The organism is Rhodococcus sp. (in: high G+C Gram-positive bacteria), assembly GCF_049299235.1.
GTDB lineage: Bacteria > Actinomycetota > Actinomycetes > Mycobacteriales > Mycobacteriaceae > Rhodococcus.
In genome coordinates, this window is record NZ_JBAQXC010000302.1 from 1 (window position 1) to 12,420 (window position 12,420).

The 12,420-nt window shown below is 67.5% G+C and carries 11 protein-coding genes and 1 pseudogene; 1 reads left to right on the forward strand and 11 read right to left on the reverse strand.

All coding sequences use genetic code 11. From position 1 onward, the window contains the following. The 11 genes and pseudogenes from WAX14_RS18115 to WAX14_RS18165 all read right to left on the reverse strand — a co-directional run. Positions 1-178 (reverse strand): annotated as a pseudogene (locus WAX14_RS18115) (ComF family protein); the annotation flags it as partial. A gap of 65 nt (positions 179-243) precedes the next feature. Next, complete coding sequence (gene lpqB / locus WAX14_RS18120) at positions 244-2,010, reverse strand: MtrAB system accessory lipoprotein LpqB (protein WP_422629437.1); 1,767 nt, start codon at positions 2,008-2,010, stop codon at positions 244-246. After that, positions 2,007-3,710, reverse strand: coding sequence for an MtrAB system histidine kinase MtrB (gene mtrB / locus WAX14_RS18125; protein ID WP_422629438.1), 1,704 nt, complete (start codon positions 3,708-3,710; stop codon positions 2,007-2,009). Before mtrB ends, lpqB begins: the two co-directional genes overlap by 4 nt. Next, a complete protein-coding gene (gene mtrA / locus WAX14_RS18130) occupies positions 3,707-4,384 on the reverse strand; it encodes an MtrAB system response regulator MtrA (RefSeq protein ID WP_422629439.1) in 678 nt (225 codons plus the stop codon). The genes mtrB and mtrA overlap by 4 nt, the downstream gene beginning before the upstream one ends. Positions 4,385-4,389: 5 nt before the next feature. Further along, positions 4,390-5,055: a dTMP kinase gene (locus tag WAX14_RS18135; RefSeq protein ID WP_422629440.1), complete on the reverse strand. Its 666-nt coding sequence runs from the start codon at positions 5,053-5,055 to the stop codon at positions 4,390-4,392. A gap of 24 nt (positions 5,056-5,079) precedes the next feature. Continuing rightward, positions 5,080-6,555, reverse strand: a complete 1,476-nt coding sequence (gene ahcY, locus WAX14_RS18140) for an adenosylhomocysteinase (RefSeq protein ID WP_422629441.1) — start codon at positions 6,553-6,555, stop codon at positions 5,080-5,082. 97 nt (positions 6,556-6,652) lie between these two features. Then, the gene (locus WAX14_RS18145; protein WP_422629442.1) at positions 6,653-7,336 is read right to left on the reverse strand and encodes a TetR family transcriptional regulator; all 684 of its coding nucleotides are present in this window, start codon (positions 7,334-7,336) and stop codon (positions 6,653-6,655) included. A gap of 133 nt (positions 7,337-7,469) precedes the next feature. After that, positions 7,470-8,732, reverse strand: a complete 1,263-nt coding sequence (gene manA / locus WAX14_RS18150) for a mannose-6-phosphate isomerase, class I (protein WP_422629443.1) — start codon at positions 8,730-8,732, stop codon at positions 7,470-7,472. Continuing rightward, a complete protein-coding gene (locus WAX14_RS18155) occupies positions 8,732-9,817 on the reverse strand; it encodes a tobH protein (protein ID WP_422629444.1) in 1,086 nt (361 codons plus the stop codon). Before WAX14_RS18155 ends, manA begins: the two co-directional genes overlap by 1 nt. Before the next feature lie 96 nt (positions 9,818-9,913). Continuing rightward, positions 9,914-11,287 (reverse strand): phosphomannomutase/phosphoglucomutase, encoded by a 1,374-nt coding sequence (locus WAX14_RS18160; protein ID WP_422629445.1) that lies wholly within the window; start codon positions 11,285-11,287, stop codon positions 9,914-9,916. A 91-nt stretch (positions 11,288-11,378) separates the two neighbouring features. Then, entirely contained in the window at positions 11,379-11,774 is a 396-nt protein-coding gene (locus WAX14_RS18165) for a DUF3499 domain-containing protein (protein WP_422629446.1), read from the reverse strand. Between the two features lie 89 nt (positions 11,775-11,863). On the opposite strand from WAX14_RS18165, the gene WAX14_RS18170 reads away from it, so the two are divergent. Then, positions 11,864-12,358 carry a metallopeptidase family protein gene (locus tag WAX14_RS18170; RefSeq protein ID WP_422629447.1) on the forward strand — a complete coding sequence of 165 codons (495 nt, stop codon included), beginning with the start codon at positions 11,864-11,866 and terminating at the stop codon, positions 12,356-12,358. Positions 12,359-12,420: the final 62 nt, after the last annotated feature.

The following is a 12,420-nucleotide window of genomic DNA, read 5'->3' on the forward strand; positions in this document are numbered from 1 at the left end:
GGTGGGCACCTCGGTACGGGCCGAGCGTCCACACCGGCACACCGGGATCGACGCGGGGCCGCACCGCCGCGGGAACGTCGTCGAGGGCGAGGGCGCAGCGCCGGCACCACCGGATCCCCGGCCGTGCGCAGCCGCCGCATTCGACGGGTAGCACGAGGTCCAGCAGTGCCTGCAGCATGCACGCACTGTGCCGGACCGCACCGACATGCGTCAGATTGTCACGGTCACAGTCACGGACCGATCTCAGCCCGGCAGTACCGGTATCGCGGTCAACCCCGCCAGTCCGGGCACTTCACGCCAATAGCGGTCACCGGCCGGATCACTGTTGTTGAGCTGGAACACCGCGCGGGAATCGGCAACGAACTCGGTGGTCGTCGACGCCTCCACCGCGCCGACCGGCGGCGTCAGATTGCGGCTGGGCAAGGCGTCCATCCGGGAACCGTCGACGGCGACCTGGACGACCGGGATGTCGGACGCGGCACGTGCCACCACCACGGTGTCCGACGTGCTCCAATCGAGCGAGAGGGCCGGGCTGCCGAGGCCGGTGGCGATCTCGCGCGGACTGGTCAGCGCGAACCCGCCGTTCGGGAACTGGACGACGATCGCCGAGTACACGCGGCCGTCGACGATCAGCGCGGCGCGGACACCATCGCGCGACAGGCGCAGCTCGGAGATCTGCCCGCCGAGCGCCAGGATGGCACCCGCATCGACGGGAATCACCGTCACCCGCCCCGTCCCGGGTTCACGGACGGCGCGCACGACGGAATTACCGCCCACGACCGCCCACACGGAGTTGTCGTCGATCGACCACGACGGCCTGCTGATCGAACTCCCTTCCACCGCTCGCGTGGCTTCCCCGTCGCCGTATCCGCCGATCATCAATTCGACGGCCGGTTCCGGCGCCGGCCGCCCGGTGCCGACGACACCGGCGACCAACTGACCGTCGTGCGAGATCGCGACGGATTGCAGGCCGGTGCTCTGACCGAAGAAACCGGGAACCGGCGTGGCGCCTGTTTCTGCGACGCTGACCAGCCCACCCCCGCGCACGGCGTGCAATCCGATGGTCGCGCTGGATGTCGCCAACGGATTCGTCGACGCCACGTCCGCGGTCGTCCATCCGTTCGGGAAGCGTTCGTCGAGGGGCTGCCCGTCGGCGAGCAGCACGTACGGCCCGGAGATCTCGGCATTCGCGAGGGTCCAGATCACCTGGGCGGCGAGGAGTTCACGATCCTGCTTGCCGAGGCCGCCCACGCCACGGAAATCCACCCTGATTCCGCCGAGCCCGACCCCGACCTGGGCGGTGCGCCCGTCCGCCTTGGTGATGGGGCCGATGACACCGACACCGTCGAGCAGGTTGCGCACCGCGGGTTCCAAAGACGGTTTCGGGCCTTCGACCAGGAGGCCGATGAGCTGCGATGCGGCCTGCTCCTGAGTACCCGCAATCCAGCGTGGGTCCGGAACCACGGTCCGCCCGGACGGATCGACGAAAAACAAGGACCGTCGCTGATAGGTGTTGAGGAACTGCGGTCGGTCCATGACGACACCCGGGGGCAGCTCGTCGATCCGCCATTCGCCGTCGGACCGGACGAGCGTGATCTTCGCTTCGTACGGGCCCTGCTCCGCGCGGTACAGGCCACCTTCCTCCAGATAGCCGACCCGGGTCGCCCGGAGCATGTAGGTGGCGCGGTCGCCGCTGCGCGATTCCGGCAGCACGTCGACCTTCTCGACGATCGTGGCACTGGCCGCGTCGTCCCAGCGATTCGTCATCCCCGACGTGAGGTATTGACGTGCGGCCTGATGTCGATTGGCGGGGTCCGTGCTGGCCAGCAGGAAATCACGCAGCAGCAGGTCCGGCTCGCGACCGGGTGCCGGGGCGGCGACCTCCGTGGAATCGGGTTCTCGGTCGATCGTGCCGATGGCTTGTGGAGACGACGAGGCAGGCAAATTCGCGCAGCCCGACACCGCGAGCAGGATCGTCAACAGAAGTATCGGCACCGCGGAGCGGGTCATGTGGGCGCTCCTTCGGGCGGAGCGGGTTCGACGACAGCAGGCGCCGCGGTACCGGTGGCCGGCGGGGGTGTCTTGCCCTGTACCGCCCGGGTGCTCGTCGGGACGAGCGGAAGCGGGCTGCGGGACACTTTGCGCCCGCGCACCCGCGGCAACGTCAGCCGGAAGCACGCCCCGAGACCGGGCTCACCCCACGCCTCGAGTTTGCCGTTGTGCAGGTTCGCGTCCTCGACGCTGATCGCCAGGCCGAGGCCCGTCCCACCGGACCGTCGCACCCGTGAGGGATCGGACCGCCAGAACCGATTGAAGACGAGCTTCTCCTCCCCCGGCCGCAGACCGACACCCTGGTCACGCACGACGAATGCGGCGGCGTCGTCGTCGGCGCGCAACCGCAGCAGGATCGGTTTGCCCTCGCTGTGGTCGATCGCGTTGGCGAGCAGATTCCGCAGAATACGTTCCACGCGGCGGGGGTCCACTTCCGCGTTGACCGCCTCGTTCGGCAGATCCACGATGAGTTCGGTCGCGGTCTCGCGCGCCAGGTGCCGCACTGTGGACACGGCGGCTCGCGCGCACATGCGCAGATCCAGCTTTTCGGCGGCGAGTTCGGCGACGCCCGCATCGTGCCTGCTGATCTCGAGAAGATCACCGAGCAGGCTCTCGAATCGGTCGAGTTCGGCGACGAGCAGTTCGGACGCTCGTTTGAGCGACGGATCGAGTTCGTCGCTGCCGTCGTGGATCAGGTCCGCGGCCATCCGCACCGTCGTCAGCGGCGTCCGCAGTTCGTGGCTGACGTCCGAGGTGAACCGCTTCTGCAGGTTGCCGTACTCCTCCAATTGGGTGATCTGCCGCGACAGGCTTTCGGCCATCTCGTTGAACGACATCGCCAGCCGGGCCATGTCGTCCTCACCCCGCACCGGCATACGCTCCTTGAGCCGGCCGTCGGCGAAGCGCACCGCGATCCGCGATGCGGACCGGATGGGCAGCACCACCTGACGCGCGACGATCATCGAAATCGCCGCGAGCAGCACCAACAGGACCAGCGCGCCGACGAGCAGCGTTCCGCGCACGAGCGCCAGAGTGCTCTCTTCCCCCGCCAGCGGGAACACCAGGTACAGCTCGAGCGTGCTGATGTTCGACGACGTGGGGCTACCGACGATCAGGGCGGGGCCGGAGTAGCCGTCGGGATCGTCGACGGTCGCGAACTGGTAGGCGATCTGCCCGCTCTGCACGAAGGCGCGCAGGTTCTGGGGGATCTGGTCGGCCGGGCCGCTAGAGGTGGGTGCGCGCGGCCCGTCGCCGGGAACGATGAGCACCGGATCGAATGTACCCGCGACCCCGGTGTCCTCGCCTGCGTCGCTGCCCCGGTTGGTGAGGGTGGCCGCGGCACTCTCGAGCCGCACGACGAGTGATCCGGAGTCGTCGGCACCGGCGAGCTGGCCCTCGACGAGCGCCCGGGAACGTTCCATTTCCTCGGTCGCCGCGTTGATCTTCACGTCGAGCAAGCGGTCGGTAATCTGGCTCGTCAGCACCACACCGAGTACCAGCATCACCACCAGCGACAATGTCAGGGTCGACACCACGACCCGCAGCTGCAGCGACCGACGCCACGTGTGGGCGAGCCAACTGCTGAGCGCACGGGACCACCTCAGCAGCGGCAGAGTCCTCCGAGTGATCCGCCGCCGCAGTCGGTAGGCACGGATCACGGTGGTCCGGCCTTGTAGCCGACACCGCGCACCGTCAGCACAACCTCGGGGTTCTCGGGATCCTTCTCCACCTTCGCGCGCAGGCGCTGCACATGCACATTGACCAGTCGCGTGTCCGCGGCGTGCCGGTAACCCCATACCTGTTCGAGCAGAACCTCGCGGGTGAACACCTGCCGGGGCTTGCGGGCCAACGCGACCAGCAGATCGAATTCGAGCGGGGTGAGTGAGATCAGTTCGTCGCCTCGGCTGACCTTGTGTGCGGGCACGTCGATGGCGATATCGCCGATCGACAGCATCTCGGCGGGTTCCTGCTCGGTGCGCCGCAACCGTGCCCGCACCCGTGCGACGAGTTCCTTCGGCTTGAACGGCTTGACCATGTAGTCGTCGGCGCCCGATTCGAGTCCGAGCACCACGTCCACCGTGTCCGTCTTGGCGGTGAGCATGACGATCGGAACGCCCGAATCGGCGCGCAGGACCCGGCACACGTCGATGCCGTTCATGCCGGGCAGCATGAGGTCGAGCAGAACGAGGTCGGGCCGGATCTCACGCACCGCACCGAGTGCCTGGGTGCCGTCTCCGACGACATAAGGTTCGAAACCTTCGCCCCGCAGGACGATCGTGAGCATCTCGGCCAGCGCGGTGTCGTCGTCGACGACGAGAATCCTCGGCTTCATATCCTCTATCGTGTCACTCCTTCACCGCGTCGAAGCTGATTTGAGATCTGTGCGGCGAGTTGTACCGGATCGGTGTCGGGACCGGCGACCATCCACGGGGACATCCACTTCCGGTGAACCAGCTCGTCGTACACCTCGCCGGTGCGGATCTGGAGTTCGCCGTCGCGTTCGTACGCGTCCCGGTCGCGGGTCGCGTCGGCGACCGCCCGGTCACGTGCTCGTTGCGCCGCGAGCTCGACGGGGACCTTCAGCAACAACTGCAGGTCGGGCACCGGCAACCCGAACCGGTCGAACTCGATCTCGTGCACCCACTCGGCGGCAGATCCCGACGCCCCCTGGCGCCTGCGTGCCGAGGTGTACGCCACGTTCGATGCGACATAGCGATCCAACAGCACGATGTCGTTGTCGGCCACGAGCGCACGCAGTTCGTCGGCCGCATCACGCCGGTCGAGTGCCCACAACAGGGCCATCGCCTCGACACTCGACGCCGTGTCCCCGTGGCGGCCACGCAGCGCTTCGGCACCAAGATCGGCGTGCACCGACCTTCCGTACCGCGGGAAGGCGAGCGTGGCCACTCGGGAACCGGCAGCACGCCAGGACTCGACGAGACCGGCGGACAGTGTCCGCTTTCCTGCCCCGTCGAGTCCCTCGACGACGATGAGAACGCCCATGGTCCGGTTCTCGAAAGTCCGAAATCAGTAGCGGTAGTGCTCGGGCTTGTACGGGCCCTCGACATCGACGCCGATGTACTCGGCCTGTTCCTTCGTCAGCTTGGTGAGTGTGCCACCGAGCGCCTCGACGTGGATCTTCGCGACCTTCTCGTCGAGGTGCTTGGGCAGGCGGTACACCTCGTTGTCGTACTCGTCCGGCTTGGTCCACAATTCGATCTGGGCGATGACCTGGTTCGCGAACGAGTTGCTCATGACGAACGAGGGATGGCCGGTCGCGTTGCCGAGGTTGAGGAGGCGACCCTCCGACAGCACGATGATCGAATGACCGTCGCCGAAGACGAACTCGTCGACCTGCGGCTTGATGTTGATCCGCGTGACCTCGGCGGCCCGCTCGAGGCCCGCCATGTCGATCTCGTTGTCGAAGTGACCGATGTTGCCCAGGATCGCCTGATGCTTCATCTGCTTCATGTGATCGAAGGTGATGATGTCCTTGTTGCCGGTCGAGGTGATCACGATGTCGGCCTTGCCGATGAAATCCTCGACGGTGACGACGTCGTATCCGTCCATCATCGCCTGCAGGGCATTGATCGGGTCGATCTCGGTGACGGACACCCGGGCGCCCTGACCGCGCAGGGCCTCCGCGCAGCCCTTTCCGACGTCGCCGTAGCCGCAGACCATTGCCGCCTTGCCGCCGATGAGGACGTCGGTTCCGCGGTTGATGCCGTCGAGCAGCGAGTGGCGGGTGCCGTACTTGTTGTCGAACTTGCTTTTGGTGACCGAGTCGTTGACGTTGATCGCCGGGAACACCAGTTCACCACCGGCCGCGAGCTGGTAGAGGCGCAGCACGCCGGTGGTGGTTTCCTCGGTGACACCACGTACCGACGCGGCGATCGTGGTCCACTTCGTGGAATCCGCGGCCAGCGACCCGCGCAGGAGCTGCAGGAACACCTGATATTCGGTGGAGTCGCGCTCCTCGTCGGTGGGCGGCACGACGCCTGCCTTCTCGAACTGGGCGCCCTTGAGAACGAGCATCGTGGCGTCGCCACCGTCGTCGAGGATCATGTTCGCGGGGCCGACTTCGGCCGGCCAAGTGAGCATCTTCTCGGCCGCCCACCAGTAGTCCTCGAGCGTCTCACCCTTCCATGCGAACACCGGAACGCCCGTGGGCTCCTCGACGGTGCCGTGCGGCCCGACGACGACCGCGGCTGCCGCGTGGTCCTGGGTGGAGAAGATGTTGCACGACGCCCAACGCACCTCCGCGCCGAGAGAGACGAGGGTCTCGATGAGAACGGCGGTCTGCACGGTCATGTGCAGTGAACCCGAGATGCGCGCGCCCTTCAGCGGCAACACCTCGGCGTACTCGCGACGCAGCGCCATCAGGCCGGGCATCTCGTGCTCGGCCAGCCGGATCTCCTTGCGCCCGAAATCGGCGAGGGACAGGTCGGCGACCTTGAAGTCGATCCCGTTCAGCTGGTCGGCCACGAGCTTGTTGTCGGACACGTGTGGGCGCCTCTCCTGTTGGCAGTCGGTTCGTCGAACAGGCTATACAACCATGCCGACGAGCGCCGCTACCGTACCGGTCGGTCCCGGCGGCGGGTCAGCTCCGTCCGGTGACCTGATCGAGGAACGGGCCGAGCAGATGAGCCATGTCGGCGGCCACGTCGCGGTCCGACTCCGGCGGCATCGCGATATAGCTCATCGCGATACGTACCACCGCTCGCGCCACGATCGTCGCGTCGTTCTCCGATGCCTGGACCCAGCTGCGCTGGAACGTCTCGACGAGCCTGCCCGACGCCCGATCTATCAACGGCGACGAATCGGTCGTGATCAGCCGCAGCAGGTCCGGCTTCGCATCGCCACGCAGCAACGACTGCACCAGCGGATCGGAGCCGCTACCCACCAAGAACGCGGCGAAACCACTCGACAGCGCTGCGCGGGCGTCGCCGACATGCGCGTAGATCGCCTCGTCGACCGCATCGACGAACTGGTCGGCCAGCCGCAGCGCATAGGCCTGAGCCAGCCCCTGACGGGACGAGAACTCGTTGTACAGCGTCTGACGGCTCACCCCGGCGCGACGCGCGACGTCGGTCATGGTGATCGACGGCCAGTCCCGGACGGTCAACAGGTCCCGCATCGCGTCGAGGACCGAGGTACGCAGCAGCATTCGACTCGCCTCGTGGAACTGGACCCGTCGTCGGCCGCCCTCGTCGGGCAGCCCACCGGTCGGGACGTCTGCGGGCGGGGTGCCGTCCGCGGACGGTGTTTCGTGCACGATCGACATGCCGCGACGGTGTCACGCCGTCACACGCGCCGTCAATGCGGCACACGGGACAGGCGGCACACAGGACAGGCGGCACACAGGACAGGCGGCGCACAGGGCAGGCGGCGCACAGAGGAAGCGAGTGGCTGCCGGCTCAGGAGGCGGACGAGGGAACCGGCAGCCTGCCGAGCCGTGCCCGGAACACTTGCGCTCCCGGAGTGAGCGCCGCAACGGTCAGTTCCGGGTCGGCCGCCGAAATCCACACCGCGCATCCCGGTGTCAGTTCGACGCCCGCGTCACCGCACACCACGCGGACCGTTCCCGCTGTGGACAACAGGATCTGCGGACCGCACGGCGCCAGCGTCACCGCGTCGCCCGCCGCCGGTTCCAGCCGCGACAGCGCGAATTCCGGAGCCGGCGTGCAGTAGCCGACTTCGGCACCACCGGACGGGGCGCCACCGGTGGCGACGGCTTCGAGGATGGGTACGTCCGGCGACCGGAAATCCAGGATCTTGAGCAACTCGGGCACATCGACGTGCTTGGGCGTCAGACCACCACGCAGCACGTTGTCGGAGTTCGCCATGATCTCGACACCCATGCCGCTCAGGTAGGCGTGCAGGTTGCCCGCCGCCAGATACAGGCCCTGCCCCGGTTCCAGCGTGATGCGGTTGAGCAACAGGGAGGCGAGCACGCCGGCGTCGCCGGGGTAGGACTCCGCCAATTGCAGGACGGTTCGCACTTCCTCGGCGAAAACCCGCGGGCGTGCGCTCGTCGCCAGGTAGGTCACGCAACCGTCGAGTACACGGGGCAACAGCGATATGAGCACCCGCGGCGGCAATGTGATCCAGGTCGTGAACAGAGCACGCAACCCGTCCGAGTCGGGCTGTCCGGCCAGTAGGCCCACATAGGGGTCCAGTTCCGGCACGCCCAGCGCCTCGAGCAGTTCCACGGTGCGACGGGCGTCGCGGAATCCGGCGAGTGCCTCGAACCGGGTGAGCGCAACCACGAGTTCCGGCTTGTGGTTCGGATCACGGTAGTTGCGGATCGGCGAATCGAGCGGCACACGCAGATCCTGCTCACGGGCATAGCCCTGCGCCGCCTGAACGGCACTCGGATGCGCCTGCAAGGACAGCGGTTCCTCCGCGGCCAGCAATTTGAGCAGGAACGGCAGCCTGGCACCGAACTGCTCGACGGCTCCCGATCCGAGTTGATGCTCCGGGTCGGACTCGACGATGTCGAGCAACGAAACAGCAGTGCCCCCGTTCTCCGAGACCACCCGCGCAGGATCGGCCGGATGTGCGCCGAACCACAGTTCCGCCTCCGGATGATCGGAGGGAACCGTGCGTCCGCACAACTCCGAGATCGCGGTGCGCGAACCCCAGGCGTAGGAGCGCAGCGCACCTTCGAGTCGGTGCACTATCGCCCCCCGGCCAGACGCAGATACGCAGCGGCCATCTCCATACGCGCGGCGAGCACCACAGCCTGCTCCATCGGTGGGGGAACCGTCCGCGATTCTGCTTCCCCCACCACGGACACCAATTCCAGATCCGGCAATGCCGCCGCACGACGCTGCGCGGCTCGTCGATCGTCGTCCGTGCTGAGCACGAACACCCGCACCGGCGCCTCCGGGATCGGCCCGTCGAACTGCTCGTCGTGGAAGAAGGGGTCGTACGGTTCACCGGTACCGGTGACGGTGTCGGACAATCGGTCCCGCGCGGCGAGCACATCGGGCAGCGCCGCCGCCGTCGCGACGATTCCCGCACCGAGCAGCAGCATCTCCGCACCGTGGCGGGCGAGGACGACCGTCGCGGGCGAATCCCCGGCGAGCGTGACCCGCCGCGACTGCATCCGCACCGCCAGTGCCTTCGCCGGATTGTGGAACACCTCGTTGGACGGATGGTTGCGGCTGGATTCGGCGTCGACGGCGTCGGCGAGCTCGGCCAACTCCGGCACGTGTGCCTGCACGCGGGTCGCGGCCATCGCTGTCAGCACCGCGCAGAACACCGCGACATGGCGCGCCAGCGCATATGCGGACGGGACCCGGATACGGGGAGGCAGCAGTACCGCTCGTCCGGCGGCAGCTGCACGGATCGGCCCCTCGTCGGGTGCGTCGACGACGACCTCGGCGCTGCGCTGCAGCCCCGCGGCAACAGATTCGACGAGCGCGGGATCGCCGGCGTCGTCGCCGGCGACCACTACCACGTCGAGTGGGCCGACCCAGGTCGGTGTGGTGGGTGCGGTGACGAGCGGCACTGCCGCACGGCCGGTCAGCAGCGCGACGACCAGTTCAGCGGCCCGCGCGGATCGGGCGTCCGAACCGACGAAGACGACGCTACGCGGATGCACATCGTGCAACCGGTCCAGCACATGCTCGTCGATCGCGGCAGCCGTCGCACGGATCTGCGCGCCGCCGAGCGCCGACATGCGCAGGATTCCGTCGGTGTCGACAGCGATCAGCGCGCCGGCGTCATCGAAGTCGAACAGCGGCGAGGGAGCGGTCATCACTGCACCACCTTCCTTCGGCCGTTCCGGCCGCCCCGGCCGTACCCGATGTGGCAGACCGGGCACAGTCGATTATCCCTGTCACGAACTGTTCCGTCACGAACGTACGATGGCCAGGATTTCCGTCGCCAACGAGTCGACCTCCTCCGCTGTGCGTGCCTCGACATTGAGACGCAACAGCGGTTCGGTGTTGGAAGCACGCAAGTTGAACCACGCATCGCCGTGCAGGTTCACGGTGACCCCGTCCAGGTGGTCCACCGATTCGGTGCGGTCCGCGAATGCCGCGAGAACAGCGTCGGTGCGGGCGGCGGCGTCGCCGACCGTCGAGTTCAGCTCACCCGACGCGGCGTACCGCTCGTAGGAACTCATGAGTTCGGACAGCGGGCGCTCCTGCCCACCGAGCGCGGCCAGCACGTGCAGCGCCGCAAGCATCCCGGAATCGGCTCCCCAGAAGTCCCGGAAGTAGTAATGCGCCGAGTGCTCGCCACCGAAGATCGCTCCGGTCTCGGCCATCTGTTGCTTGATGAACGAATGGCCGACGCGGGTGCGGACCGGCTCACCACCGAGTTCGGTGACAAGTTCGGGAACCACCCGCGACGTGATCAGGTTGTGGATGATGGTGGCCCCCGGCTCCTTTGCGAGCTCCCTGGTCGCGACCAGGGCCGTGACCGCCGACGGGGTGACCGGCTCGCCGCGCTCGTCGACGACGAAACAACGGTCGGCGTCGCCGTCGAATGCCAGGCCGAGGTCCGCGCCCGACTCACGCACCAACTTCTGCAGGTCGACGAGGTTCGCGGGGTCGAGGGGGTTGGCTTCGTGGTTGGGGAAGGTGCCGTCCAGTTCGAAGTACAACGGCACCAGGTCGAGAGGAAGATCACCGAACACCGCAGGCACCGTGTGACCGCCCATGCCGTTTCCTGCGTCCACCGCGACCGTCAACGGGCGCAGTGCACTCAGATCGACCAGGCCGCGGACGAAGGACGCGTACTCGTCGAGCACGTCGCGTTCGGTGACCGTGCCGACAGCACCCTCGTAGGAGGGCACCCCGGACACCAGTTCGGCGGCAATGGTGCCGAGACCGGTGTCCTGTCCGACGGGCTTGGCGCCGGCACGGCACAGCTTGATTCCGTTGTAGCGAGCCGGGTTGTGGCTGGCGGTGAACATGGCGCCGGGGGCGTCGAGGAGGCCGGAGGCGAAGTACAGCTGGTCGGTCGAGGCGAGCCCGATATACACGACGTCCAGGCCTTGCGCGGTGACGCCGTCGGCGAATGCACGGGACAGGTCGGGAGAGGATTCACGCATGTCGTGACCGATGACGATCCGGTTCGCGGGACGTTCGGTGTCGCGCACCAGCCGAGCGAACGACGCACCGACCTCGCGAACGAAGTCCGCGTCGATCAGGTCGCCGACCACGCCCCGAATGTCGTACGCCTTGATGACGGCGGCCACGGACTCGGCAGATCTCGCCATTGTTCTCGCTCCTGATCGTCGTAACCTACGCGCGCCACCGTTGGCAGCGCAGCAGCGATCAGCCTAGTGGAGTGATCAGGCAGTGGAGCGATCAGGCAGTGGGGTCCGGGAGCACACGCAGGTGCCCGCGACGGCCGGTACGGTTCGCCTGCGCGGCGATCGGCCGCGGTGTGGAATCAACCTCACGGGAATCGCCGCGCACGTGGCCACGATCACCCAGGCCTGCCTCCCGTACGGCCTCGGCGAGAGCAGTCAGGTCGTCTTCGTCCGGTGTTCCCGACGAGAAGGCACCTTCGTACCGAACCAGTTCCCAACCCTTCGGCGCGGTGATCCGCGAGCCGTGCAACTCACACAGGTCCCACGAGTGGGGCTCGGCGACGGTGGCCAGCGGGCCGACGACCGCCGTGGAATCCGAGTACACGTAGGTCAGCGTCGCACCAGCAGGGTTCTTGCACCCAGGCCGGCAGCATCGACGCAGTGTTCTCACGAATGGGAGCGTAGCGCGCCCGCCGCGCCCCGACTATCCGGACACACCGGATCAGCGCAATTCGAATTTCGTGTCGTACTGTCGCGTGCATGCCTCGCGTTCGCCGATCCAGCCCCGTGACGTCCCGATCCGTCGCGCGTCGTGGACGCGGAATCCGCGGCCCGATGTTCCCGCACGACCTGCCGGTATGGCGCTCGCGCGCCGAAAAATTCGACCAGCTCGTACTCGGTGCGTTCGCACCGATCGACGCACACTGGCACGACCGCCTCACGAAACTCGATATCGCGGTCGACGAGGTTCCGAAGATCCGGGCACTGGATCCGGACTCGGTGAATTGGCCCGACGAGGTCGTCGCCGACGGCCCGGTGCCGCTGTCGCGCCTCGTCCCCGCCGGCATCGACCGTCGCGGCGCTGCCACCAGGGCGCGCATCGTCCTGTTCCGCCGACCGCTCGAGTTGCGTGCGCAGGATCCCGACGATCTGACCGATCTGGTCCACGATGTCCTCGTCCACCAGGTCGCTACGTATCTGGGTGTCGAACCCGAGGTGGTCGATCCGGAACTGGGCGATCCCGGCGAGGACTGATCGGTGCGCCCGTCCGTTCCGACCCGGCCGACCTGCTCCGGAACGGTGTGAGGGCCGGAAAC